This window comes from Pseudomonas sp. LBUM1651, assembly GCF_059716135.1.
In genome coordinates this window covers 1,301,775-1,325,212 of the sequence record NZ_CP166805.1, presented here as the reverse complement: position 1 = coordinate 1,325,212, position 23,438 = coordinate 1,301,775, and the positions used below count along the sequence as shown (strand labels likewise).

The following is a 23,438-nucleotide window of genomic DNA, read 5'->3' as shown; positions in this document are numbered from 1 at the left end:
ATAAACCTGAGGATTCGATGAAGTATCAGGCTAGCTGCGTTATCGTTGACGACCATCGCGAGCAAGCTCGCTCCTACAAGTGAAGCCCCCGCAGCCTTATGATTGCGGGGGCTTTTTCATTCCAGCAGACACCCCTGTTCCCCTGTGGGAGCGAGCCTGCTCGCGAAGACGGCTGCACATCCAAAATACCTGTGACTGACACAACGCTTTCGCGAGCAGGCTGAACTTGTCCAGTAATTTTGGACATTTTTTTAGGTTCTCACGCCGCCAGCTTTTCCGCTGCTACAGGCGAGTGGTAACCGTTGTAGCTATGGCTTCCGACTTTCTATTCCTTGCCAAGGACCTGACCAGAGAGGCTGCCTTTAACCGTGATACCGACCGGCACATCTGGGCCGCGCATTATTTGACGGCGATGAGCAAGGCTGTAATTGATGATGCGATGAAGGTGCTGCAGCGGCCTGCTCCGGCAAAAACAGAATCTAAAAACTAACTGCCTGAGTTTTCCCTGTAGGAGCGAGCTTGCTCGCGAAAAACCCAAGGGCGCCGCGGGGCATCTGTTTTTACGCGTTATCGTTCACGACCATCGCGAGCAAGCTCGCTCCTACAGGGGATCTTCGTCAGCGCGAATCAAGTGCCCAACCACAAAAAAGCCCCCGCTGCCGCATTGGCAACGGGGGCTTTTTGATGGCCTTACATCTCGACCTGCGTCCCCAATTCAATCACCCGATTCAACGGCAAATTAAAGAACCGCAAATTGCCATTCGCATTCTTCAACATGAATGCAAACAACGCCTCGCGCCAGCGAGCCATGCCTTCGAGTTTGGAGGCGATGACCGTCTCGCGACTGAGGAAGTAGGTGGTGCGCATCGGGCTGAAGTCGAGGTCTTCGAGGTGGCACAACTTCAGCGCTTGCGGCACGTCCGGCTCGTCGACGAAGCCAAAGTGCAGGATCACCCGGAAGAAACCTTCGCCGTAGGAATCGACCTCAAAGCGCCGTGTCGGCGGTACCCGCGGGATGTCTTCGTACACCACCGTCAGCAGCACCACTTGCTCGTGCAGCACCTGGTTATGCAGCAGGTTGTGCAACAGTGCGTGGGGCACGGCGTCCGGGCGGGCGGTGAGGAACACCGCGGTGCCCTGGACACGATGCGGCGGTTGCACGGCGATACTGCTGATGAAAATCGGCAGTGGCAGCCCGCCTTCGTCCATACGCTCCACCAGCAGCTGTTTGCCGCGCTTCCAGGTGGTCATCAGCACGAACAGCACGATACCGGCGATCACCGGAAACGCCCCGCCCTGAACGATTTTCGGCACGTTGGCGGCAAAGTACAGACCGTCTACCAACAGGAAACCGAGCAACAGCGGAACTGCAAGAATCGGAGGCCATTTCCACAGCAGCAATATCACAGCCGACACCAGGATGGTGGTCATCAGCATGGTGCCAGTCACTGCCACGCCGTAGGCCGAGGCCAGGGCACCGGAGGACTCGAAGCCCAGCACCAGCAGGATCACGCCGACCATCAACGACCAGTTTACCGCGCCGATATAGATCTGGCCCTGTTCGGCACTCGAGGTGTGTTGAATTTGCATGCGCGGAATGTAGCCGAGCTGAATTGCCTGACGGGTCAGGGAGAACGCACCCGAGATCACCGCTTGAGAGGCAATCACCGTGGCCATGGTCGACAAGCCTACCAGCGGGATCAGCGCCCAGCTCGGCGCCAGCAGGTAGAACGGGTTGCGGGCCGCTTCAGGATCGCCGAGCAACAACGCACCCTGGCCGAAATAGTTCAACACCAGCGCTGGCAACACCAGGATGAACCAGGCACGAGCAATCGGCTTGCGGCCGAAGTGGCCCATGTCGGCGTACAGCGCTTCGGCGCCGGTCAGTGCAAGCACGACCGCACCGAGGATCGCCACCCCCATGCCCGGGTGCACGATGAAGAAACGCACGCCCCAGACCGGGTTCATCGCTTGCAACACTTGCGGTTGCTGCATGATGCCGTAGACACCGAGCGCCCCCAGCACCACAAACCAGGTGACCATGATCGGCCCGAACAGAATGCCGATCCGCGCGGTGCCGTGACGTTGAATCAGGAAAAGCGCCACCAGCACGATCAACGACAGCGGCACCACCCAATGGTCGATGCCCTCGAACGCCAGCTCCAGACCTTCAATCGCCGAGAGCACGGAAATCGCCGGTGTGATCATGCTGTCGCCATAAAACAGCGCCGCGCCGATCAGCCCGCAGACCACCAGCAGCATGCGCAACCTGGTGTGCCCCGCCGCGGCCCGTCGAGCCAAAGCGGTCAAGGCCATGATCCCGCCTTCGCCCTGGTTGTCGGCACGCAGCACGAACAGCACGTATTTGATTGAAACGACCCAGATCAGCGACCAGAAAATCAGCGCCAGAATCCCGAACACGCCGTCATGGTCAACCTGTACACCATACTGACCGGAAAACACTTCTTTGAGGGTGTACAGCGGGCTCGTGCCGATATCGCCATAAACCACCCCGACCGCCGCGACCAGCATGCCGATCGGTTTTGCCGCCGAATGCTCCGCGCCCGCCGCCTGACTACTTGCCTGCCCCATCCAAAACTCCTACTACTCAGACCCGGACTTCTTTATAAGAAGCACTATGCTTCGTGCAGCATGCGCTGTTTTACTTCACGTTACAGACGTTTTGTTGACTGTAAAAAATCAGTAAAGCGTAACGGCGCGAAGCATAGCGCAGCACTCGTCGTATTTCCCTCCATAAAGCTGGTCAAGTGAACGTCTCATCGCTAGAATTGCGCACTTTTTGATCAGAGGCGTACCAAGCGCCCGTCTGTCGTCCTGTCGCCTTCGGCACAAGACGTCCCAAAATACCGAGGTTAGACATGTCCACCACTCCTGCGCCGGCCAATCCAAAGGTTGGCTTCGTATCCCTGGGTTGCCCCAAAGCACTGGTCGACTCCGAGCGCATCCTTACCCAGCTGCGCATGGAAGGCTATGACGTTGTGTCCACCTATCAGGACGCCGACGTCGTGGTGGTCAACACCTGCGGCTTCATCGACTCGGCCAAGGCCGAATCCCTGGAAGTGATCGGCGAAGCCATCAAGGAAAACGGCAAGGTCATCGTGACCGGCTGCATGGGCGTCGAAGAAGGCAACATCCGCAACGTGCACCCGAGCGTGCTGGCCGTGACCGGTCCGCAGCAGTACGAGCAAGTGGTCAATGCCGTGCACGACGTCGTGCCGCCGCGTCAGGATCACAACCCGTTGATCGACCTGGTGCCGCCGCAAGGCATCAAGCTGACCCCGCGCCACTACGCCTACCTGAAGATTTCCGAAGGCTGCAACCACAGCTGCAGCTTCTGCATCATCCCGTCGATGCGCGGCAAACTGGTCAGCCGCCCGGTCGGTGACGTGCTCGACGAAGCCCAGCGCCTGGTCAAGGCCGGCGTCAAAGAGCTGCTGGTGATCTCGCAAGACACCAGCGCCTACGGCGTCGACGTTAAGTACCGCACCGGTTTCTGGAACGGCGCGCCGGTGAAAACCCGCATGACCGAACTCTGCGAAGCCCTGAGCACCCTCGGTGTCTGGGTGCGCTTGCACTACGTTTACCCGTACCCGCACGTCGACGAGCTGATCCCGCTGATGGCCGCCGGGAAAATCCTGCCGTACCTGGACATCCCGTTCCAGCACGCCAGCCCGAAAGTCCTGAAGTCAATGAAACGCCCGGCTTTCGAAGACAAGACCCTGGCGCGCATCAAGAACTGGCGCGAGATCTGCCCGGACCTGATCATCCGTTCGACCTTCATCGTCGGTTTCCCCGGCGAAACCGAAGAAGACTTCCAGTACCTGCTGAACTGGCTGACCGAAGCCCAGCTCGACCGCGTCGGCTGCTTCCAGTACTCGCCGGTCGAAGGCGCACCGGCCAACGACCTCGACCTGGACATCGTGCCGGATGACGTCAAGCAGGACCGTTGGGACCGCTTCATGGCGCACCAGCAAGCCATCAGCTCGGCGCGTCTGCAAATGCGCGTTGGCCGTGAAATCGAAGTGCTGGTCGATGAAGTCGACGAGCAAGGCGCCGTCGGCCGCTGCTTCTTCGATGCCCCGGAAATCGACGGCAACGTGTTCATCGACAACGGCAGCAACCTGAAACCGGGCGACAAAGTCTGGTGCAAGGTCACCGACGCCGACGAATACGACCTGTGGGCTGAACAGATCTAAACGCAAAAAATACGAAAAGCCCTGCTTTCTTGACGAGATGCGGGGCTTTTTTACGTCTATCGTTTTGAGGGAGAAAGGACTCGCACCATCCACCGCAAAAGGGGCATTCGGCCATGCGCCAACATTCGGTCATCCACACGCCGAAACAGAGCGACTATCAGGAACTGACGCAAGTCTGGGAGGCCTCGGTGCGCGCCACCCATGACTTTCTGCCGGACAGCTACATCGAACTGCTGAAGAACCTGGTGCTGACCCGCTACCTCGACGCGGTGATGCTGATCTGCACCAAAGACTCGCGCCAACGTATTACCGGGTTCGCCGGCGTGGCGGCGGGCAAGATCGAAATGCTCTTCATCGACCCCGCTCATCGCGGCCAGGGCCTCGGCAAACAGTTGCTGCGTTACGCCATGGAACACCTGAACGCCGATGAACTGGACGTCAACGAACAGAACCCGCAGGCGCTGGGTTTCTACTTCAAACAGGGCTTCGAGGTGATCGGCCGCACCGAGCATGACGGCATGGGGCAGCCTTATCCGCTGCTGCACATGCGGCTACGCCAAAACCAGCAGCGCTCAAAACATGCCTGACACACCATAGAACCACTGTGGGAGCTGGCCTGCCAGCGATTGCATCACCTCGGTGTATCTGACAAACCGTAGCGTCTGCATCGCTGGCAGGCCAGCTCCCACAGGAAATTCAACCGTACTGAAATGGAGCCGGGATTAACCGGCGCCCAGCAGGTACAATGCCCACCCCTTTTTTGTTACGGCCCTGTCATGACTGACCCGATTCGTCTCTCCAAACGCCTCATCGAACTCGTCGGCTGTTCCCGTCGGGAGGCTGAGCTGTTCATCGAGGGCGGCTGGGTCACCGTGGACGGCGAAGTCATCGACGAGCCGCAGTTCAAGGTCGACACCCAGAAAGTCGAGCTCGATCCAGAAGCCAAGGCGACTGCGCCGGAGCCGGTGACCATCCTGTTCAACGTCCCGGCAGGCATGGACGCGGAAACGGCGATGGCGACCATCAGCGCCGAAACCCTGAGCGAAGAGCACCGTTTCAGCAAACGTCCGCTCAAGGGCCATTTCCTGCGCCTGACCGCCAGCACCGACCTGCAGGCCAACGCCAGCGGTCTGCTGGTGTTCACCCAGGACTGGAAGATCCTGCGCAAGCTCACCGCCGATTCCGCGAAAATCGAGCAAGAGTATGTGGTCGAGGTTGAAGGCGACATGGTGGCTCACGGCCTCAATCGCCTGAACCACGGCCTGACCTACAAGGGCAAGGAACTGCCGCCGGTCAAAGCCAGCTGGCAGAACGAAAACCGCCTGCGTTTTGCGATGAAGAACCCACAACCGGGCGTGATTGCCCTGTTCTGCCAGGCCGTCGGCCTGAAGGTCGTCGCCATCCGCCGCATCCGCATCGGCGGCGTGTCCATCGGCAAAGTGCCTTTGGGGCAATGGCGCTACCTGTCCGGCAAAGAGAAGTTCTAAGACTTTTCACGCCGCCCTACATTTCGGCGCCGCTGCTTACGCGGCGCCCACTGCTGAATATCAGGATTGAACACCATGATTCATAACGACGTACTGCGCAGCGTGCGCTACATGCTCGACATCAGCGACAAGAAAGTCATCGAGATCATCAAGCTCGGCGGCATGGACGTGTCCCTGGAAGACCTGTTGACGTACCTCGACAAGAAAGAAGAAGACGAGGAAGGTTTCGTACGCTGCCCGGACGAAGTCATGGCGCATTTTCTCGACGGCCTGGTGATCTTCAAGCGCGGCAAGGACGAAAGCCGTCCGCCGCAACCGATCGAAGTGCCGGTCACCAACAACATCATCCTGAAGAAACTGCGTGTGGCCTTCGAATTGAAGGAAGACGACATGCACGCGATCCTCAAGGCCGCTGAGTTCCCGGTGTCCAAGCCTGAGCTGAGCGCGCTGTTCCGCAAGTTCGGCCACACCAACTATCGCCCGTGCGGCGACCAGTTGCTGCGCAACTTCCTCAAGGGCCTGACGCTGCGCGTTCGCCCGCAGTAATCGCGCGCCGCGCCCTGTAGGAGCGCAGCTTGCTGGCGAAGGCGTTTTGAAGATCGCCATCGCCAGCAAGCTGTGCTCCTACAGGGGCGGTGGCAGGACGGCTGTATGGATCCTCATTCCGCGCAAAAATAGTGGCTCCGCTTCGGGCGGCTGACGACTAGGGTGTATTGACCCTCAGCTCTCAGGATTCGCCATGCACCCGTATTTTTCCCTGCACGGCCGCACCGCTCTGGTGACCGGCGGCACCCGTGGTATCGGCAAAATGATCGCCAAGGCCTATGTCGAGGCCGGCGCTACGGTGTACGTCTGCGCACGGGATGCCGAAGCCTGTCAGCAGACCGCTGACGAGTTGAGCGCATTCGGTGTTTGCTACGGGGTGGCCGCCAACCTGGCCACTGAAGAAGGTGTACTGCAACTGGCCACGCGGCTGGGCGAACAGATCACCCATCTGGATATTCTGGTGAACAACGCCGGCACCACCTGGGGTGCGCCGCTGGAGAGTTATCCGGTCAAAGGCTGGGAAAAGGTCATGCAGCTCAACGTGACGTCGGTGTTCAACTGCATCCAGCAGTTCTTGCCGCTGCTGCGCAAGGCCGGGTCCGAAGCGAATCCGGCGCGGATCATCAACATCGGCTCGGTGGCGGCGATTTCTTCCTTCGGCGAACAGGCTTATGCCTACGGACCCAGTAAAGCGGCCCTGCACCAACTGTCGCGGATTCTGGCGCGGGAACTGGTGAGCCAGCACATCAACGTCAACGTGATTGCACCGGGGCGCTTTCCGAGCAAGATGACCCAGCACATCGGCAATGATGAGCAGGCGATGGCGGAAGATACGGCGTTGATTCCAATGAACCGCTGGGGTCGGGAGGAAGAGATGGCGGCGTTGGCGATCAGTCTGGCGAGTACGGCCGGGGCTTATATGACCGGGAATATTATTCCTTTGGATGGTGGGTTTAGCCTCTGAAATCGGCGGTGCGGCCTTCGCGGGCAAGCCTCGCTCCTACAGGTTCTTTGGCGTACACAAACTCTGTGTTCGCTTGAGAACCCTGTAGGAGCGAGCGGTGCGACGATTCGACTTGCCCGCGAATAGGCCCGCTCAGTCACCACCAGTCTTGAGGCCCGCCGGGTTATCATGCCCGCCTCATTCCCGCCTCGACCCCAAACCATGACCTACAGCGTTTCCCCCATCGGCTTCGTGCGCTCCTGCTTCAAGGAGAAGTTCGCCATCCCGCGCCAGCCGCAATTGGCGCCAGCCGCCCGCGGCGTGCTGGAACTGGTGGCGCCGTTCGATCAGGGTGATGCGGTGCAAGGTCTGGAGCAGGTGAGCCATGTCTGGCTGCTGTTCCTGTTCCACCAGGCCCTGGAAGAAAAACCACGCCTGAAAGTCCGCCCTCCTCGCCTCGGCGGCAACAAGTCCATGGGTGTGTTCGCCACCCGTGCGACGCACCGGCCCAACGGCATCGGCCAGTCGGTGGTGAAACTGGACAAGGTCGAAGCCAATCGCCTGTGGATATCCGGCATCGACCTACTCGACGGTACGCCGATTATCGACATCAAACCCTACGTGCCTTACGCCGACATTATCGACACGGCCTCCAACAGCATCGCCAGCGCTGCGCCACAGTTGATTCCCGTGCAGTGGACGGATTCGGCGTTGCAGCAGGCGCATGGGCATGCTCAGCGTCTTGAAGAGCCCTTGATCGAGCTAATTGAACAATGTCTGGCGCAGGATCCGCGCCCGGCTTACCAAACGCCTGCGCCTGAGCGGGAATATGGCGCGCAGTTCTGGGATGTGGATGTGCGGTGGCATTATCCCGAAGCAGGATTTATCCGTGTCCTCGAAGTCATCCCCGCCCCTGATTTGTAGGAGCAGAGCTTGCTCGCGATGGCGATCTCAAGGACGCCATCGCCGGCAAGCCGTGCTCCTACAGGGATTGTGCCGGACATAAAAAAGCCCCCATTTGCCTGCACAGGCAATGGGGGCTTTTCAATGATGCGGTGTTCCTACTTCTCGACGAACGCACGCTCGATCAGGTAATCACCCGGCTCGCGCATCCGCGGCGAAACTTTCAGGCCGAAGCTGTTCAACACTTCGCTGGTCTCGTCGAGCATGCTTGGACTGCCGCACAGCATGGCGCGGTCGTCCTGCGGGTTGATCGGTGGCAGGCCGATGTCGCTGAACAGCTTGCCGCTGCGCATCAGGTCGGTCAGGCGACCTTCGTTCTCGAATGGCTCGCGGGTCACGGTCGGGTAGTAGATCAACTTGTCACGCAGGGCCTCGCCGAAGAACTCGTTCTGCGGCAGGTGCTCGGTGATGAATTCGCGATAAGCGACTTCGTTGACGTAACGTACGCCGTGGCACAGGATCACTTTTTCGAAACGCTCGTAGGTTTCCGGGTCCTGGATGACGCTCATGAACGGCGCCAGACCGGTACCGGTGCTGAGCAGGTACAAATGTTTGCCAGGCTTCAAGTCGTCCAGTACCAGCGTGCCCGTAGGCTTCTTGCTGATGATGATCTCGTCGCCTTCCTTCAGATGCTGCAACTGGGAAGTCAGCGGGCCATCAGGCACCTTGATGCTGAAGAACTCTAGATGCTCTTCCCAGTTCGGGCTGGCAATCGAGTAAGCGCGCATAAGCGGGCGGCCGTTGGGCTGTTGCAGGCCGATCATCACGAACTGACCGTTCTCGAAGCGCAGGCCCGGATCGCGGGTGCACTTGAAGCTGAACAGAGTGTCGTTCCAGTGGTGAACACTGAGGACACGCTCGTGGTTCATGTTGCTCATGTACGTGGGACTCCTGGAGATTTTGCCTGCGCCGATGATGTGCGCAATTGCATCGCATTCTAATGGCAGCGACAATATCTGTTAAATGGATTATTAAGATAAGGGTTATCGGTTATATAGATATGCGATTTACTCTCCGTCAACTTCAAGTCTTCGTCGCCGTCGCCCAGCAGGAAAGCGTATCCCGTGCTGCGGGCTTGCTCAACCTCTCGCAATCGGCGGCGAGCACCTCGATCACCGAACTGGAGCGCCAGTCCAGCTGCCAGCTGTTCGACCGCGCCGGCAAACGGCTGAGCCTCAACGCCCTCGGCAAACAGCTGTTGCCACAAGCGGTGGCGCTGCTCGACCAGGCCAAGGAAATCGAAGACCTGCTCAACGGCAAGTCCGGTTTCGGCTCGCTGGCGGTCGGCGCTACCCTTACGATCGGCAATTACCTCGCAACGCTGCTGATCGGCAGCTTCATGCAGCGCCATCCGGAAAGCCAAGTGAAGCTGCACGTGCAGAACACGGCCAACATCGTGCAACAAGTCGCTCACTATGAAATTGATCTGGGTCTGATCGAAGGTGACTGTAGCCATCCGGACATTGAAGTGCAGAGTTGGGTCGAGGATGAGTTGGTGGTGTTTTGCGCGCCGCAGCATCCGCTGGCCATTCGCGGCACCGCGACCATGGACGAGCTGAGCCACGAGGCGTGGATTCTTCGAGAACAAGGCTCGGGCACGCGGCTGACCTTTGATCAAGCCATGCGTCACCATCGCAGCGCGTTGAACATCCGCCTGGAGCTGGAACACACCGAAGCCATCAAGCGCGCGGTGGAGTCAGGATTGGGGATTGGCTGCATTTCGCGGCTGGCCCTGCGCGATGCGTTCCGGCGCGGCAGCCTGGTGCCGGTGGAAACACCAGATCTGGACCTGGCGCGACAGTTCTATTTCATCTGGCACAAACAGAAATATCAGACGTCAGCGATGCGCGAATTCCTCGATCTGTGCCGCGCCTTCACCGCCGGGGTTCAGCGCAGCGACGAGATCGTGCTGCCCACCATCGCTTAAAGCAGGATCACCGCCCACACCAGCGCGATCATGGTCAACGCCACGAGTTGTGCGGCGCTGCCCATGTCCTTGGCGTTCTTGGACAGCGGGTGCAGCTCAAGAGAAATGCGGTCGATGGCCGCTTCCACTGCCGAGTTGAGCAATTCGACGATCAATGCCAGCAGGCAGACGGCAATCAACAGCGCTTGCTCGACGCGGCTGACGTTCAAAAAGAACGAAATCGGGATCAGGATGACATTGAGCAACACCAGTTGCCGAAAAGCCGCTTCGCCGGTGAAGGCTGCGCGCAGGCCGTCCAGCGAATAACCGGAAGCGTTGAGGATGCGTTTCAGGCCGGTCTGGCCTTTGAAAGGGGACATAGAAATGGCAACTGACCAAAAAGGAGTGGGAAAGCTAGATCAACGAAAGTCAAAAAAGCGTGAAGACACCGATCCTTAGTGGCTTGAAATTGACTCAAGTTGTTGCAGGAGCAAAGCCGCCTGGGTCCGGGTCCGCACATTCAGCTTACGGAAAATCGCCGTGACGTGCGCCTTGATTGTTGCTTCGGACACGCTCAGTTCGTAGGCAATCTGCTTGTTCAGCAACCCTTCACAGACCATGGTCAACACCCGGAACTGCTGAGGTGTCAGGCTGGCAAGGCCTTCACTGGCGGCCTTGGCTTCATCGGAAACGCTGACGGCTTCGAACGCCTGGGGCGGCCAGAATACATCGCCATCCAGCACCGCACGTACGGCTTTCTGGATCACGCTCAGGTCACTCGATTTAGGAATAAAGCCGCTGGCCCCGAACTCACGGGACTTGACCATGATCGAGGCTTCTTCCTGGGCCGACACCATCACCACCGGAATTTGCGGGTACTGACCGCGCAACAGCACCAGCCCGGAAAAGCCGTAGGCGCCCGGCATGTTCAGGTCCAGCAGCACCAGATCCCAGTCGGACTTTTCGTCGAGACGGGTTTCCAGCTCGGCGATGCTTGCCACTTCCACCAGACGGACGTCCGGGCCAAGGCCCAGGGTCAACGCTTGATGCAGGGCGCTACGAAAAAGAGGGTGGTCATCGGCAATCAGGATTTCGTATGTGGCCATTTTTCAAATGATCCTGTTTTTCAAACAACTCGAGGTACAGCCACGGAGCTGCACCAACAGGGCACGTTCAACGCCAATCACGTGGCAATCCACGTAGCTTTTCACGTAAAGAAGCGGCGAATCAAACTGCGGCCGCGCCCTAATCGGCGCCAAGCATGCCCAGCGAAGCCGGGGTGGTCAAGGTGCTTGGCCGGTACAGTTCTTTGCAGTATGGGCGACAATCAGGCCCTGACGGTGGCGATGTTCTGCACGAAAGGCATCAGCTCGGCGTGTGCCGGTGTTGCAACATTCATTTCCAGTTGGTGTTTGGCATCGAGGTAATGTTGGCTGAACACGTCGAAATAAGCGTCCAGTGCCGACGCGGCCTCCACATCTCCCGCCAGATCGAGGCACAGCGCCGCCACTTCGGCCGTGCACAAATGCTCGCTGCGGGTCGACCGGCGCAGCCGATAGCGTGAAAGCTTCTCGGGCAGCAGGCTCAGGATCGGCAGCGCATCAAAATAAGGACTTTTACGGAATATCTTCCGGGCTTCAGTCCAGGTCGCGTCCAGCAGAATGAACAGCGGCCGCTTTGTGCCATCGACTTCGACCGTGTTCGTCACTCGCTCAGGCTCGACGTACTCGCCTGGAAAGACCAGATACGGTTGCCACTGCGGGTCGGCGAGCAATGCCAGCAACTGCGGATCGGTTTCCGTACGCGACCAGATGAACGCATGGTTGTCGCGCACCACGTCAGCGATCAGCCACCCCGTGTTGCTCGGTTTGAACACTTCCTTGTTGGTCATGATCAGACACACGCCAGAGCGGGTCTCGACCTGCGGACGCCACGCGCACAGGCAGTGGCTTTCGATCACGCGGCAGGCACGGCAGCGCGGCGCCCTCCAGCCACGGGCCTGAATCGGCTTGATGCCTTCTTCTTCGCGTTGATCACGCAAGCGGGCTACGGCGTTGGGAGCGTGGTTCATCGTGGGCAACACCGGCAGACAGGAAAACTCGACACGAGCAGGACTCAGGGCAATAAAGGCCGGCAGTTTACCAGAGCGGCCGGCGCAAGCCTGTACCGTCCAGACGGGCTCCCCTATAATTCGCCACCACTGAACGCACAGTCATGTGATGGGTCGAACCACCAGTCACTGAACCAGGAGAGTTTCATGCTGCGCCTTATCGTTCCCACCGCTGCCATTCTGCTGGCGTCGTCCTTCAGCGCTCAGGCTGCATCCTTGAGTGAGCAGAATCTCAACAGAGAGCTGCGAAACGTCGCCACACAAAGCAGTGTTGGTACTCCACGGGCGATCAACGAAGACATTCTTGATCAGGGCTACACCGTCGAAGGCAACACGCTGATCAACCATCTAAGCGTACAAAGCAGCCACGCCAACAAGATGCGTGCCGACCCGAAAGCCGTGTATTTCCAACTTGGCGCCTCTGTGTGCAACAACCCATCGTTCCGCAAACTGATGGCCAAGGGCGCTGTCATGCGTTACGACTTCACTGAGGTGAAGACCAACCGCTCAGTCGGCTCCGCCAGCTATCAGGAATCGGACTGCCCGAAAGCTACTCCGGCCAGGAAAAAGTAATTTAATGGGAATTGGCGCGCCGCTGTTCATCCTCGGCGCGCAGTTCTGCCACCAGCGCTTGTAAATAGCGCGAGCGCCGGTCGGCTCCCTCCAGACGCCGGCAGCACTCCTCTTCAAGACTCAAATGATTGGTCTCGGCCGATGACTTCAATAATCGATACAGTTGCGTATCAATCTCCAGAATGACTCTGGCCATAGCATCCCGCCTCCTTGCACTTCGCCCTTGCTTGAGCGACAAAATCCTTGAACCGCTTGTACCGCGCGCCCTGCCATTGACGCAAAGATGTCGTGTCACGCTTGTAATTTAGTAAATCAGAATGCCGGACACTTGGCGCAGGTTCAGACGAGCGGTGAAATCACCTTGCAAATCGTCAATAAGTGGTTGCCAGGAAAGACTTTGCAGCGCAATGATCAAGTCAGCGAAAACCACCGCGAGGGTCTAGATTCATAGTGTTCCCGTTCACTTTTCAGGGCAGAAAAGGGGCTGCCTGGTTTCGTTTTTTGATGCGAATGTGTCCTTCATCCAAAGGAACAACAGAGCCTGTATGGAAGGAGAAGTTGATGCCTTACCAACCGAATGACCTCCTGAGCCGTCATTTCGAAGAAAGCGGCCACGACCTCATCAGCAAGGTCGGAGAACAACTCAACCTGGTTTCACCCAACAGCCCGAACATCCCGATCTACCGCGACATGATCCTGACCGTGCTGCGCATGGCCCAGGAAGATCACAATCGCTGGAATGCCAAGATAACCCTGCAAGCCCTGCGCGAACTGGAGCATGCCTTCCGTGTGCTCGAACAGTTCCGGGGGCGACGCAAAGTCACTGTTTTCGGCTCGGCCCGAACGCCGATAGAACACCCGTTATACGGTCTGGCCCGAGAACTCGGCGCTGCACTGGCGCGCTCGGACCTGATGGTGATCACCGGTGCCGGCGGCGGCATTATGGCGGCCGCCCACGAAGGTGCCGGCCTGGAACACAGCCTGGGGTTCAACATCACCCTGCCCTTCGAGCAGCATGCCAATCCCACTGTGAACGGCACCACCAACTTGCTGCCGTTCCACTTCTTCTTTACCCGCAAGCTGTTCTTCGTCAAGGAAGCCGATGCGCTGGTCTTGTGCCCCGGCGGTTTCGGTACGCTGGACGAGGCGCTTGAAGTGCTGACGCTGATCCAGACCGGTAAAAGCCCGCTGGTGCCAGTGGTGCTGCTGGATGCTCCGGGAGGCAAGTTCTGGCAAGGCGCCCTGGACTTCATCCGCAATCAACTGGAGGAGAATCGCTACATCCTGCCTACCGACATGAAGCTGGTGAGCCTGGTCTATAGCGCCGAAGAGGCGGTGGAGCAGATCAATCAGTTCTACAGCAACTTCCACTCCAGCCGCTGGCTCAAGCATCAGTTCGTGATCCGCATGAATCACCAGCTCAGTGACGATGCGCTGGAACACATGCAACAAGCGTTCGCCGACCTGTGTCTGAGCGATCACTTCCATCAGCATGTCTACAGCGGTGAGGAGCACGACGAGCCGCAGTTCAGCCACCTTGCACGCCTGGCCTTCACCTTTAACGCCCGTGACCATGGACGCCTGCGGGAACTGGTGGACTACATCAACCTGCCGGAAAACTGGGCGCAGCCCAAACCTCAGGCGCAACAACGCACGCGGGAACCCTCGAAGGTTACGTGAGGCGAAAAAAAAACGGCCCGCTATCGAAATAGCGAGCCGTTTCAGTCAATCGTCCATCCCTCGGCCGCTGAACAAGCGGCTGATCATTTCCATGGAATAGCCCCGATAACTCAGGAACCGCCCTTGTTTGGCGCGTTCCCGGGCGTCTATCGGTAAACGCCCGGAAAACTTGCGCCGCCAGGTGTCTTCCAGTTGTTCCTGCCAGTTGATACCGCTCTCGCGTAACGCGAGTTCGATGTCGTTGCGTTGCAGGCCACGCTGGCTCAACTCTTCGCGGATACGCAAAGGGCCATAGCCGGAACGGGCACGGTAGGAAACGAAGCTTTCGAGGTAACGGGATTCGGACAGCAGGCCTTCTTCCGTCAAGCGGTCGAGTGCTGTGTCGATCATTTCAGGGAGGGCGCCGCGCTGACGCAGTTTACGCGTCAGCTCGACTCGACCGTGCTCGCGTCGTGCGAGCAGGTCCATTGCGGTTCGCCGCACTGCGACGAGTGTATCGAGTACGGCGGTCATCGGATCAATCAGATATCAGCGTCAGCCAGGTCATCTTCAGTCTCTTTGACTGGCGATGCTTTGACGTCCGGCGCTGGAGTCAGCAGCTTGTCGCGCAGCTGCTTCTCAAGTTTCGCGGCGATTTCCGGGTTGTCCGCCAGGAACTTGGCCGAGTTGGCCTTGCCCTGACCGATCTTGGTACCTTCGTAGGCATACCAGGCACCGGATTTCTCGACGAAACCGTGCAGAACACCCAGGTCGATCATCTCACCATTGAGGTAGATGCCCTTGCCGTAGAGAATCTGGAACTCGGCCTGGCGGAACGGCGAAGCGACCTTGTTCTTCACAACCTTGACGCGGGTTTCGCTACCGACGACTTCATCACCTTCTTTCACCGCGCCAGTACGGCGGATGTCCAGACGAACCGACGCATAGAACTTCAGCGCGTTACCACCGGTGGTGGTTTCCGGGCTGCCGAACATCACGCCGATTTTCATACGGATCTGGTTGATGAAGATCACCAGGCAGTTGGCGTTCTTGATGTTACCGGTGATTTTACGCAGCGCCTGGGACATCAGACGGGCTTGCAGGCCCACGTGCATGTCACCCATTTCGCCTTCGATTTCAGCCTTTGGAACCAGGGCGGCCACGGAGTCGACGATGATCACGTCAACCGCGTTGGAACGCACCAGCATGTCGGTGATTTCCAGGGCCTGCTCGCCGGTGTCCGGCTGGGAAACCAGCAGGTCGTCGACGTTGACGCCAAGTTTGCCGGCGTACTCAGGGTCGAGGGCGTGTTCGGCGTCGACGAATGCGCAGGTCGCGCCGGCTTTTTGAGCCTGGGCGATCACCGACAGTGTCAGCGTGGTTTTACCGGAGGATTCAGGACCGTAGATTTCAACGATACGGCCTTTTGGCAGACCGCCAATGCCGAGCGCGATGTCCAGACCCAGAGAGCCAGTGGAGATAGCCGGGATCGCCTGACGGTCCTGATCGCCCATACGCATTACGGCACCTTTGCCGAATTGACGTTCGATCTGACCCAGGGCCGCAGCCAAGGCTTTCTTCTTGTTGTCGTCCATTAAAGTCCTCACGTAATCAATAAGGCCTGACGGCCAACACCTGTATAAGTAGCCAGTATTATTCCACAGCGATTCAGGATCGCCTACCCCTGATTTGAGATTTCTCCGGAGGCATGACGCAGCAGCCCCTCTAGCGCGGCCCTCACCGTTTGTCGGCGGACCTCGTCGCGGTTACCGGGGAAGTGCTGTACCTCGCTGAAGACCCGATCTCCCACGCCCCAGGCCAGCCAGACCGTACCCACCGGCTTGCTCGGCGAACCGCCGTCCGGCCCTGCGACACCGCTGACCGCCACAGTAAAATACGCCCGGCTTTTTTCCTGCGCGCCTCGCACCATGGCCTCGACCACCTCGCGACTGACCGCCCCCACCGTCGCAAACAACTCGACCGGGACATTCAATTGCTCGGTTTTCTGACGGTTGGAGTACGTGACATAACCGGCCTCGAACCACGCAGAACTCCCCGGAATGCGCGTGATAGCCTCGGAAATTCCACCGCCGGTACAGGACTCGGCTGCGGCGACGTGAGCATTCAGAACCTGCAGGCGCCGGCCAAGTTCAGCGGCCAGTTGGGTGATTTCTTTCACGGTCATCTCCTGAGCGGGCGGAATGGGAACTACCGTACACGAGCGGATCGCGCTTGCAAGTTACAGGATCGATCAAAATGTTAGCGACCGAGCGCCCGGACGTAGGCCTGACAAGCCTGCAAGGCAATCAGCGCACGGTCGCCGGTGTCGGTGATGGCGATAATTCGTTGAGCATGCGCCGGGTCAAGTCGGGCTCGTAGGGTGCCATGATCCACGCCGCCGGCGCGGGAGGCGGTTGGCACTGCGCAGACGGTGGAAGTGTCGCCGGCATCGAGGAGGACTGACAGCCGCACATCAGCAGTGGCAAGACGATCGCGCAAGCGACCTTGATCACGTTGGGCATCGCTAAGCGCTCGATAATGGGTTTGTTCGCTGACCGACAGCTGCTGCTCCAGCGCCAGGCGCTTGTCCTGCTCGGCCTGTTGTCGGGCGGCGGCCGCCAGGGTCTGTTGGTTGAGCATCTCGGCGTGCGCCCTGGCCTGTTCCGCCAGTTGCCGCCCGTAACGCCCCTCCTGAAATCGCCACGCCACCGTCGCCGGGCCACCGGCCAAAACAGCCAGTAACCCAACAACGCCAATCACCCGCCAAGACACCGGGATCAGACCGAAGGCTGGCATAACACCGCCCTCGCCCGCGCCCACAGTTGCAAACGGTTGTGCAGCCCGTTCAGGCCACCGTTGATCCGGCGGGTGATGCTGTTGAACTGGTCACGATCAGCCAGTTCGTTGAGGCCGTTTTTCGCCCAGAACCAGGCGGCGGATTCGGCGGCCCATTGCGGTTGTTCCAGTAGTTCCGGCAATTCGAGCAGACGCTCGTCGCCGAACAAACCGAGACTGCACTGTTGATAGTTGTCGTGGCCGGTAATCTGAACCAAGCCACGACCACGGTACTTTTGACCGTCGCCGTCGAGCGCTGCTGTATTACCCAAACGAGCGGCCAACAGGCCGGTGTCGTATTTGCTCAAATACTGGTCACCGCCGAGTTCGCGCACGTACTGCAACTGCCCCGATTCGTGACCCACTTGCGCAAGGAAAGCGGCGCGGCGTTTGGGCGTGTTTATGGAATGGCCATCCATGGCGCCATTGAGGGCGGAAATGAAAACGCCCGCTTGGCTGCGGGCGTCTGGAAGTATTTGCTGTAATTGCAGAACAGTAAGCGGCATGAGTCATGTTCCGTTCGCCATTGATCAACCAGACCGGTGCCAATGCGTTATTGGGTGGCGTCCAGGCAGGTCGCATCGATCACGCAGCGATAGCTTTGATATTTATCGCCGCTGGCAGTGACCTTGTCGATTGACCACTAACCGCGCATGAAGTCCGGCCAGGAGGGGTCCAGCAGTAAAACGCCCTCGGCGGACAGGGCCGGATTGCCCGGGCAGGCGATTTTCACCTTGAGTTTTTCACGCAACAATTTGCGCACCTCACCCTCACCGACGTCCCTGGCGTCTTGTTCATTCTGACAGAGCCGGCCTATGACCTTGAACGGCGCGCTACCGGTTTCAACCACCCGCACCAACCCGGCCGCCGCGTCCCACCAACTCGTCTTGCAGCCTTGATTTTTCGCCCGGGCAGTGTCATCGAGCGTGGCGGAGATGAAGGCGCGATCGCCTGGACGATTGTCAGTGGTCACCGACAATTTCACCTCGGGCAACACCTTGCCCGACAGCGACTTGACCTGACCGGGGAGCGCCAGCACATATAGCTCATTCACCGGTTTGGCGATTGCTTGATGCCTGAGAGCAAGGCGTGTCAGAAACGCCATGTCGCTTTCGTTGGACTGATCGATGTGATGGATTTTTTTCAGTGCCAGTTGGGGAGCCACACGTGGCGAAAAGCCGTGCCGGGAAGCTATCTCGCGAAACAGCGCACCCAGGGTGGTCGGGCCATGACTGGCCGATCGACGCAGCAGGAACCCGGTCTTGTCCGCGACACTGAACGGCGCCGCAGTGGCCACCAGCGTCAAGCGAAGCGGGAACAGCGTCGGCGTCAGGCGAGACACCATGAACTGGCCCTTGTCCACCAACCCGGACTCCGCGTAACCGACCCGCAGGCCAACCTTGCCACCCAGGATCGGCAGCCCTTCGAGCCCTTCCAGATCGAGCGTCAAGGTCAATTGATCGGACTCGATACCGGCGGCATCAATGTGCTCCCAACTGATCAGGCGCTTATTGATCAGGGCCTCATTGGCCCCATAAATGTGTATCGCTGGCGTGAAACCCAATGCCATGGAGCCTCCTTAATCCCACGCGGTAACCGGCGTGGTCACAACGGGTTTTGCGTCAATTTCCGGCAGTACCACCCAGACACCCGCGGGCAATACCGGCCCCGGTTCCGCCAGTGTGGGGTTCAGCCGCCACAGTGCCTCTTCGACGGCATCGTCAGAGCGACCCAGTTCGCGGTAGAGCAACAGGTTCACCGAATCACCGGCCATACTTCGAACTCTACGCATGGATGAACTCCGACAGGTCTACTGCCCAACCGATGACCATCGCCGTGCCGTCATCAATGATCATGCTCTGGGTCTCCGTCACCGTATTGATTCGCCAAAGCCCCCAATTGCGTCCGATGCCATCCACCAACGGCACCGGCTTACGCTGTTCCTGTAGCGCGCGCAGCTCAGTGAGCCGGTCCATGGCCACCGAGTACATCGACGTCCCCGTAATCTTCAGCGTCTGGGCCTTTTGCCCGGTCTGACTGGATTTCGGCTTGCCGGTCACAATGTCCAGCTCCACCCAGCCACCGTCCGAGGCGTGCACGATGCCGCTGTACGCGAAGTGACGGGACAGGCCGAAAATGAAACTGCCCAATGCCATTTGCTGGCGCATTACATACCTCCATCGGTCAGGGCCGCGCCACGTCGGGTGGCGAGGGCGTTGGTGGTCATCAGTGGGACAAATTCACCGTGGAACTGCGTCTGCAGCTGTTGCGCCACAATCGTTCGGATGTGCTCGGAGCTCTCCGCCCCCGTGCAGGTGACCTGGATCGACGGTGAGTAATTGATCTGCTGGTTTTGTGTCGGTGCGCTGGTCAGTTCTTTGTTGACCTGTTCTGGCGAGGCCAGGCGGTCGGCTGCCGGGGAGGCGAGCTTTTCGCCCAGGGCCGCACCCGACTCACTGCCCAGCCAGCCACCAATCAGTCCCCCCAGAACGCCGCCAATGGCCGTGCCGATCACCGGGACAACACTGCCCAACGTGGCCCCCACAGCAGAACCTGCGGTAGCACCCGCCCAGCCGCCACCCGCTACGCCCAGGCCTGCACCGACCATGCGAGCGTTGCCGGTAAGCGCGCCTGCGACGACGTCCACCGCAGCACCGACGGCTTTCAGCGGCCCAGGTGCGCGGCGGGTCAGAGAGCGCATCGAGGTCGTCAGCGCCACCAGACGGGGAGTACCGCGCGAGCCTCGTGCACTCACCCGCACTGTCGAGCCCTTGCCTGTGTCCGGCTTGTTCGCCCGAGTCTTATCTCTGAAGTCTTCCGAAAACACTTCACCGAACTGTTTCGGAAGCCGGGCAGACGCCACCCCCAAAACCCGCTTGGCCATCTGATTGGTCATCTCATCGAACACAGCATTAACCTGTCTCCCGATCAACGACTTGATTTGCGCTGCTGCGGTTTCAGCCAGCGCCTTCAGACCACTGTTTGAAGAATCCGGGGAGGCAGGCGTGCTTTCTGTTGCCACCGGCGGTGCATTGCCGGTGGCCATGGGTAAAAGATTGTCGCGCGCGTTGACGATGTTCGACTGCTGCTCGCCGGGTATGCCCCCCGGGCGATTGATTACCTGCGGCTGATCAAAAACCTCGGGGCGGTCGAGCTTCAAAGGTGCGCGCCAGCCGACCAGCTTCTCTGCATCCGTCATGGCCGGGGTTTTGAACGTTGACGCAGAGATTGCGGCAGTCATCAGCGGGACACTGGCGACGCTCTGACTTGACTGCATCACCGGCTCGCGCTGACGCGCGGGTAATCGATCAGCCTCGCCAGCGTTCCTCACGCCGACCGACTTGAGCAGCGTCGGCGGCTCAAGGGTGCCATCCGCTTCGCTCACGCTATTTTGCACGCGGGTGAACGCTGTCCTGGCGCTGGAACCTGCCGCCAGCATCAACGAGCGCTGCGAGGAAAACGTCAGGTTCAACGACTCCAGAGCTGTGGTCAGCAGACTGATTTTGAGACTCACCGTGGCCAACGCCTGACTCAAGCTGGGCGCCAGTCCCTGAGCGCCCTCTCCCGTCACTACCGATGACACGGCACTGCTCAGACCCACATCGCGAAATGCCAACCAGTCATCACTGATGGCTGTGTTTTTGAGCGAATATTTTTCCTCCGCCATCCCCTCTACTCCTGTTTCACGCCAAGGCGAGTGATCGCGATGTCGTAGCGGCGCAATGCCTTGCCGACGTCCCACTCCAGAATGTCCGCTTCACTTACCGGGTAAATGAGCGGCACCACATCGAGGATTACTTCGATGTCGCGCTCTGAAAGAAGGCCGCCGGTTTGTTTAAAAAATCGTCGATGCGTACCTGAAGCTGCGTCCAGTCGGGCACGGTCAGCAGGGCCAGATCGGGAATCATCAGTCCGGTGCAATGGGCGGTGATGAACTCGGCGCGTTCCTTGGGCGTCTTGAGTTTTTTCATCGCCTTGGTCGCGCGCAGTACCGGCATTTCGAGGGTCAGGGACGTCATGGTGCGACCTGCTACGTGGAGCGGTTGCAACAAGGTCACTTCGTCGGGATCGGCCGACGGTTGTTCACCCTCGTCCGCTTGCGCAAGGAAATGCGACGCCGGCAAGGTCGACATGTCGTGCACGTACTGCGCGATGCTCACGTAGTCCGGGCGCTTGAGTTGATCGAGTTCCTTGACCGACAGCCCGGTGGCCAGCAGCGCCAGTTCGAAAAACTGATCGTCTTCATCATCGCCGGCACGGGCCAGGGCCTCTTTCTGTGCGGCGTAGTACAACGGTTTGAGCTGAATCTGCTCGATCGACGACTGATCGTCGGCGGTGATCGGCGACAACAAGGCGTGAACAGGAGGTGTCCAGGACATGAATTGAATTCCTTGGTGAATCATGGGAAGGCGTTGCGCAGTAAACCTTGTGGGAGCGAGCCTGCTCGCGATAGCGGATTGACATTCAAAGTTGATTTCGACTGACACATCGCATTCGCCGGCAAGCCGGTCTCGCTCCCACAGGTTTAAGGGATCAGCACCGCGCGGCGGGCGTCGCCGAGAATGTCGACGCCGTTGAGCACGAACTTCTGGGTGCGTACGTCGATGTCGATCACCGGGATGCCGTTTTCGAGACGGTTGTAGGTGCGGCAAGACAGCTCAAGCGTGGTGAGGGGTTTTTCGCCCATCTTCAGCTTGGCCTCGGTCAGGGATTTGAGCTTGCCGCCGACGGTGTGGTAGGTGAACCAGGTGTTGCCATCCTGATCCTGTCCGGCTTCACGGACGTTCAACAGAATGTCATCGCCCAGCTTCACGCCGAGGGCGAGCATGACTTCGGGACCGGCGCCTTGCAGAATGAGGGTCGCGCCGAGCACTTTGCCGCTCTTGACCATCTCCTCGGCAATGAAGCGCCCGCCCGTCATCGGCTCCATATCGAATTCGATCTTCGGCGGCGTGAACTCATCCACGGTCGCCGACAACGGCAGGCCTTGCAGGGTGGCCGCGATGGCCTGTCTTACGCGGTTGGTAAACATTAGAGAACGTCCTCCAGGAACTGCTCGATGATTTCATCGCGGGCATTGAGTTGATAAACCATGTGTTCGTTCGGCGCGTAGCGGCCGTAGTCGATGACCACGTACCAGGTGCCGTTCTTGTACTTCTCGACGCTGTTCAATTCCGGGTGCAGGTACACGCTGCCGCCGGGAATGGTTTCGTCGGCGACCAGTGTTTGCAGCCAGTCGTTGATGCGCTTGACCTCCTGATCCATGAAGGACTTGGTCAGGTTCTTGGCCATGGCTTTCTGACCGGCCTTGACCAGCTTGCGGCTGATCGCATCTTCGAGGCCGACGTAGCTGATGAACTTGCCGGTGATGGAGCGGTTACCCAGCAGCGAGAAGCCGCCGAGGATGGTGCGGGCGTAGTAGCTGATGCCGTAGCGGTTGAGCAGATCGCCCTCGGTGGAGGTGTCGAGGATGTTGTATTCCACGACCCGCGAAACGTCCTCGGCGTAGGTCACCTGATTGCCCGGGCTCTCCCATTGCTTGACCTTGGCCAGGGCCGCGATGGCCAGGCTCGACGGCGACAGGAAGACGTTTTTCTTGGCTGCCTTGGAGTACACCGACGGCATGTTGTGCACCAGCAGGCAGCGGTCGAAACCCAGCTCCGCGCCGCCCAGTTCCTGGCTGTAGGTCACCTGATCGGCGACCGCGGCATCCTTGCCGTCGAGCACCACACGGGCCTTGATGCGCTTGCCGAAAGACGCGAACTCACCGGCCACGGCTTTGGTGCTGGTGAAGCCCGGCGCGCCGATGATGGTCAGGTCTTCAGGCACGCTGCCCAATGCCGCGAGGCCGAGCTTGCGGCCGGTCAGCGGATCGATGCCGCCGATCACATTGTTCAGTGTGTCCGCCGGGGTCGCGCCCTCTTCGACGATGACCACGTAGACCGGTACCTTGACCACTTTCAGGATCTGGAAGACCGCGTGATACAGCGTGCCCGCCTCGGTGCCGGTCGGATCGAGCAGCGCGTGGGTGGTGAAGCTGTTGATGCGGAACGGCGCGTTGCGTGGAATCAACGGATCAGCCTTCGGCGCGGTGCCGATCAGACCAATGACGTTGTCGCCCAGGCCACCCATGGCCTCGGGGGATTCGGTGGCATTGACGGTAATGCCGTTGTGCTCGAAGTTCAAAACCTCAGCCATG

Annotated in this window: 27 protein-coding genes and 1 pseudogene; 10 read left to right on the top strand and 18 right to left on the bottom strand. The window is 59.4% G+C overall.

The features are described from left to right. The first annotated feature begins 220 nt into the window (after positions 1-220). A complete protein-coding gene (locus tag ACA066_RS06110) occupies positions 221-490 on the top strand; it encodes a DUF3077 domain-containing protein (protein ID WP_497699813.1) in 270 nt (89 codons plus the stop codon). A gap of 200 nt (positions 491-690) precedes the next feature. On the opposite strand, the gene ACA066_RS06105 is transcribed toward ACA066_RS06110, so the two are convergent. Next, the gene (locus ACA066_RS06105; RefSeq protein ID WP_497698518.1) at positions 691-2,592 is read right to left on the bottom strand and encodes a potassium transporter Kup; all 1,902 of its coding nucleotides are present in this window, start codon (positions 2,590-2,592) and stop codon (positions 691-693) included. A 287-nt stretch (positions 2,593-2,879) separates the two neighbouring features. Between ACA066_RS06105 and rimO the strand changes: the two genes are divergently transcribed. The 6 genes from rimO to tsaA all read left to right on the top strand — a co-directional run bounded on the left by rimO (position 2,880) and on the right by tsaA (position 8,117). Further along, complete coding sequence (rimO, locus tag ACA066_RS06100) at positions 2,880-4,217, top strand: 30S ribosomal protein S12 methylthiotransferase RimO (RefSeq protein ID WP_008030039.1); 1,338 nt, start codon at positions 2,880-2,882, stop codon at positions 4,215-4,217. 113 nt (positions 4,218-4,330) lie between these two features. After that, the gene (locus ACA066_RS06095; protein WP_497698517.1) at positions 4,331-4,804 is read left to right on the top strand and encodes a GNAT family N-acetyltransferase; all 474 of its coding nucleotides are present in this window, start codon (positions 4,331-4,333) and stop codon (positions 4,802-4,804) included. Between the two features lie 189 nt (positions 4,805-4,993). Continuing rightward, positions 4,994-5,704, top strand: coding sequence for an rRNA pseudouridine synthase (locus ACA066_RS06090; RefSeq protein WP_090187685.1), 711 nt, complete (start codon positions 4,994-4,996; stop codon positions 5,702-5,704). A 75-nt stretch (positions 5,705-5,779) separates the two neighbouring features. Next, positions 5,780-6,250 carry a YehS family protein gene (locus ACA066_RS06085; RefSeq protein WP_017336769.1) on the top strand — a complete coding sequence of 157 codons (471 nt, stop codon included), beginning with the start codon at positions 5,780-5,782 and terminating at the stop codon, positions 6,248-6,250. Positions 6,251-6,443: 193 nt separating this feature from the next. Further along, positions 6,444-7,214, top strand: coding sequence for an SDR family oxidoreductase (locus ACA066_RS06080; RefSeq protein WP_497698516.1), 771 nt, complete (start codon positions 6,444-6,446; stop codon positions 7,212-7,214). Positions 7,215-7,415: 201 nt separating this feature from the next. Continuing rightward, on the top strand, positions 7,416-8,117 hold the full coding sequence (gene tsaA, locus ACA066_RS06075) for a tRNA (N6-threonylcarbamoyladenosine(37)-N6)-methyltransferase TrmO (protein WP_497698515.1): 702 nt from the start codon (positions 7,416-7,418) through the stop codon (positions 8,115-8,117). Between the two features lie 137 nt (positions 8,118-8,254). Here the strand turns inward: tsaA and fpr are convergent, their stop codons facing one another. Further along, positions 8,255-9,034: a ferredoxin-NADP reductase gene (gene fpr / locus ACA066_RS06070; RefSeq protein WP_003443014.1), complete on the bottom strand. Its 780-nt coding sequence runs from the start codon at positions 9,032-9,034 to the stop codon at positions 8,255-8,257. A 122-nt stretch (positions 9,035-9,156) separates the two neighbouring features. On the opposite strand from fpr, the gene ACA066_RS06065 reads away from it, so the two are divergent. Then, on the top strand, positions 9,157-10,083 hold the full coding sequence (locus ACA066_RS06065) for a LysR family transcriptional regulator (RefSeq protein ID WP_497402305.1): 927 nt from the start codon (positions 9,157-9,159) through the stop codon (positions 10,081-10,083). On the opposite strand, the gene ACA066_RS06060 is transcribed toward ACA066_RS06065, so the two are convergent. From ACA066_RS06060 to ACA066_RS06050, 3 genes are all read right to left on the bottom strand, one after another. Beyond that, positions 10,080-10,448, bottom strand: coding sequence for a diacylglycerol kinase (locus ACA066_RS06060; RefSeq protein ID WP_497699812.1), 369 nt, complete (start codon positions 10,446-10,448; stop codon positions 10,080-10,082). The two genes, ACA066_RS06065 and ACA066_RS06060, sit on opposite strands and share 4 nt — an antisense overlap. Positions 10,449-10,517: 69 nt before the next feature. After that, entirely contained in the window at positions 10,518-11,168 is a 651-nt protein-coding gene (gene erdR / locus ACA066_RS06055) for a response regulator transcription factor ErdR (protein WP_017336764.1), read from the bottom strand. A 221-nt stretch (positions 11,169-11,389) separates the two neighbouring features. After that, the gene (locus ACA066_RS06050; protein WP_497698514.1) at positions 11,390-12,133 is read right to left on the bottom strand and encodes a tRNA-uridine aminocarboxypropyltransferase; all 744 of its coding nucleotides are present in this window, start codon (positions 12,131-12,133) and stop codon (positions 11,390-11,392) included. 186 nt (positions 12,134-12,319) lie between these two features. On the opposite strand from ACA066_RS06050, the gene ACA066_RS06045 reads away from it, so the two are divergent. Further along, complete coding sequence (locus ACA066_RS06045) at positions 12,320-12,745, top strand: PA3611 family quorum-sensing-regulated virulence factor (protein WP_497698513.1); 426 nt, start codon at positions 12,320-12,322, stop codon at positions 12,743-12,745. Position 12,746: 1 nt separating this feature from the next. On the opposite strand, the gene ACA066_RS06040 is transcribed toward ACA066_RS06045, so the two are convergent. After that, the gene (locus tag ACA066_RS06040; RefSeq protein ID WP_282376920.1) at positions 12,747-12,941 is read right to left on the bottom strand and encodes a hypothetical protein; all 195 of its coding nucleotides are present in this window, start codon (positions 12,939-12,941) and stop codon (positions 12,747-12,749) included. A gap of 365 nt (positions 12,942-13,306) precedes the next feature. Between ACA066_RS06040 and ACA066_RS06035 the strand changes: the two genes are divergently transcribed. After that, positions 13,307-14,425, top strand: a complete 1,119-nt coding sequence (locus tag ACA066_RS06035; RefSeq protein ID WP_497698512.1) for an LOG family protein — start codon at positions 13,307-13,309, stop codon at positions 14,423-14,425. 45 nt (positions 14,426-14,470) lie between these two features. On the opposite strand, the gene recX is transcribed toward ACA066_RS06035, so the two are convergent. The 12 genes and pseudogenes from recX to ACA066_RS05975 form a co-directional block, all read right to left on the bottom strand. After that, complete coding sequence (gene recX / locus ACA066_RS06030) at positions 14,471-14,938, bottom strand: recombination regulator RecX (RefSeq protein WP_497698511.1); 468 nt, start codon at positions 14,936-14,938, stop codon at positions 14,471-14,473. Positions 14,939-14,946: 8 nt separating this feature from the next. Next, positions 14,947-15,999 (bottom strand): recombinase RecA, encoded by a 1,053-nt coding sequence (gene recA, locus ACA066_RS06025; RefSeq protein ID WP_017336758.1) that lies wholly within the window; start codon positions 15,997-15,999, stop codon positions 14,947-14,949. Between the two features lie 83 nt (positions 16,000-16,082). After that, on the bottom strand, positions 16,083-16,583 hold the full coding sequence (locus ACA066_RS06020; protein WP_497698510.1) for a CinA family protein: 501 nt from the start codon (positions 16,581-16,583) through the stop codon (positions 16,083-16,085). An 80-nt stretch (positions 16,584-16,663) separates the two neighbouring features. Then, positions 16,664-17,200, bottom strand: coding sequence for a lysis system spanin subunit (locus ACA066_RS06015; protein ID WP_497698509.1), 537 nt, complete (start codon positions 17,198-17,200; stop codon positions 16,664-16,666). Beyond that, positions 17,182-17,745 carry a glycoside hydrolase family 19 protein gene (locus tag ACA066_RS06010; RefSeq protein ID WP_497698508.1) on the bottom strand — a complete coding sequence of 188 codons (564 nt, stop codon included), beginning with the start codon at positions 17,743-17,745 and terminating at the stop codon, positions 17,182-17,184. Before ACA066_RS06010 ends, ACA066_RS06015 begins: the two co-directional genes overlap by 19 nt. Before the next feature lie 47 nt (positions 17,746-17,792). Next, a pseudogene (locus tag ACA066_RS06005) lies at positions 17,793-18,809 on the bottom strand (phage late control D family protein). Positions 18,810-18,818: 9 nt separating this feature from the next. After that, on the bottom strand, positions 18,819-19,031 hold the full coding sequence (locus ACA066_RS06000; protein WP_497698507.1) for a tail protein X: 213 nt from the start codon (positions 19,029-19,031) through the stop codon (positions 18,819-18,821). Then, entirely contained in the window at positions 19,024-19,407 is a 384-nt protein-coding gene (locus ACA066_RS05995; protein WP_497698506.1) for a phage tail protein, read from the bottom strand. The genes ACA066_RS06000 and ACA066_RS05995 overlap by 8 nt, the downstream gene beginning before the upstream one ends. After that, entirely contained in the window at positions 19,407-20,906 is a 1,500-nt protein-coding gene (locus ACA066_RS05990; RefSeq protein ID WP_497698505.1) for a hypothetical protein, read from the bottom strand. Before ACA066_RS05990 ends, ACA066_RS05995 begins: the two co-directional genes overlap by 1 nt. A gap of 127 nt (positions 20,907-21,033) precedes the next feature. Beyond that, positions 21,034-21,618, bottom strand: a complete 585-nt coding sequence (locus ACA066_RS05985; RefSeq protein ID WP_497698504.1) for a phage tail assembly protein — start codon at positions 21,616-21,618, stop codon at positions 21,034-21,036. Positions 21,619-21,764: 146 nt separating this feature from the next. Continuing rightward, positions 21,765-22,271 (bottom strand): phage major tail tube protein, encoded by a 507-nt coding sequence (locus tag ACA066_RS05980; RefSeq protein ID WP_497698503.1) that lies wholly within the window; start codon positions 22,269-22,271, stop codon positions 21,765-21,767. Beyond that, positions 22,271-23,437 (bottom strand): phage tail sheath protein, encoded by a 1,167-nt coding sequence (locus ACA066_RS05975; protein WP_497698502.1) that lies wholly within the window; start codon positions 23,435-23,437, stop codon positions 22,271-22,273. Before ACA066_RS05975 ends, ACA066_RS05980 begins: the two co-directional genes overlap by 1 nt. Position 23,438 lies beyond the last annotated feature (1 nt).

Excerpts from the sequence above, each read along its gene's own strand:
- ACA066_RS06105 (WP_497698518.1), bottom strand. The coding sequence starts at position 2,592 with ATGGGGCAGGCAAGTAGTCAGGCGGCGGGCGCGGAGCATTCGGCGGCA.
- rimO (WP_008030039.1), top strand. The coding sequence starts at position 2,880 with ATGTCCACCACTCCTGCGCCGGCCAATCCAAAGGTTGGCTTCGTATCC.
- ACA066_RS06095 (WP_497698517.1), top strand. The coding sequence starts at position 4,331 with ATGCGCCAACATTCGGTCATCCACACGCCGAAACAGAGCGACTATCAG.
- ACA066_RS06090 (WP_090187685.1), top strand. The coding sequence starts at position 4,994 with ATGACTGACCCGATTCGTCTCTCCAAACGCCTCATCGAACTCGTCGGC.
- ACA066_RS06085 (WP_017336769.1), top strand. The coding sequence starts at position 5,780 with ATGATTCATAACGACGTACTGCGCAGCGTGCGCTACATGCTCGACATC.
- ACA066_RS06080 (WP_497698516.1), top strand. The coding sequence starts at position 6,444 with ATGCACCCGTATTTTTCCCTGCACGGCCGCACCGCTCTGGTGACCGGC.
- tsaA (WP_497698515.1), top strand. The coding sequence starts at position 7,416 with ATGACCTACAGCGTTTCCCCCATCGGCTTCGTGCGCTCCTGCTTCAAG.
- fpr (WP_003443014.1), bottom strand. The coding sequence starts at position 9,034 with ATGAGCAACATGAACCACGAGCGTGTCCTCAGTGTTCACCACTGGAAC.
- ACA066_RS06065 (WP_497402305.1), top strand. The coding sequence starts at position 9,157 with ATGCGATTTACTCTCCGTCAACTTCAAGTCTTCGTCGCCGTCGCCCAG.
- erdR (WP_017336764.1), bottom strand. The coding sequence starts at position 11,168 with ATGGCCACATACGAAATCCTGATTGCCGATGACCACCCTCTTTTTCGT.
- ACA066_RS06050 (WP_497698514.1), bottom strand. The coding sequence starts at position 12,133 with ATGAACCACGCTCCCAACGCCGTAGCCCGCTTGCGTGATCAACGCGAA.
- ACA066_RS06045 (WP_497698513.1), top strand. The coding sequence starts at position 12,320 with ATGCTGCGCCTTATCGTTCCCACCGCTGCCATTCTGCTGGCGTCGTCC.
- ACA066_RS06040 (WP_282376920.1), bottom strand. The coding sequence starts at position 12,941 with ATGGCCAGAGTCATTCTGGAGATTGATACGCAACTGTATCGATTATTG.
- ACA066_RS06035 (WP_497698512.1), top strand. The coding sequence starts at position 13,307 with ATGCCTTACCAACCGAATGACCTCCTGAGCCGTCATTTCGAAGAAAGC.
- recX (WP_497698511.1), bottom strand. The coding sequence starts at position 14,938 with ATGACCGCCGTACTCGATACACTCGTCGCAGTGCGGCGAACCGCAATG.
- recA (WP_017336758.1), bottom strand. The coding sequence starts at position 15,999 with ATGGACGACAACAAGAAGAAAGCCTTGGCTGCGGCCCTGGGTCAGATC.
- ACA066_RS06015 (WP_497698509.1), bottom strand. The coding sequence starts at position 17,200 with ATGCCAGCCTTCGGTCTGATCCCGGTGTCTTGGCGGGTGATTGGCGTT.
- ACA066_RS06010 (WP_497698508.1), bottom strand. The coding sequence starts at position 17,745 with ATGCCGCTTACTGTTCTGCAATTACAGCAAATACTTCCAGACGCCCGC.
- ACA066_RS06000 (WP_497698507.1), bottom strand. The coding sequence starts at position 19,031 with ATGCGTAGAGTTCGAAGTATGGCCGGTGATTCGGTGAACCTGTTGCTC.
- ACA066_RS05995 (WP_497698506.1), bottom strand. The coding sequence starts at position 19,407 with ATGCGCCAGCAAATGGCATTGGGCAGTTTCATTTTCGGCCTGTCCCGT.
- ACA066_RS05990 (WP_497698505.1), bottom strand. The coding sequence starts at position 20,906 with ATGGCGGAGGAAAAATATTCGCTCAAAAACACAGCCATCAGTGATGAC.
- ACA066_RS05985 (WP_497698504.1), bottom strand. The coding sequence starts at position 21,618 with ATGTCCTGGACACCTCCTGTTCACGCCTTGTTGTCGCCGATCACCGCC.
- ACA066_RS05980 (WP_497698503.1), bottom strand. The coding sequence starts at position 22,271 with ATGTTTACCAACCGCGTAAGACAGGCCATCGCGGCCACCCTGCAAGGC.
- ACA066_RS05975 (WP_497698502.1), bottom strand. The coding sequence starts at position 23,437 with ATGGCTGAGGTTTTGAACTTCGAGCACAACGGCATTACCGTCAATGCC.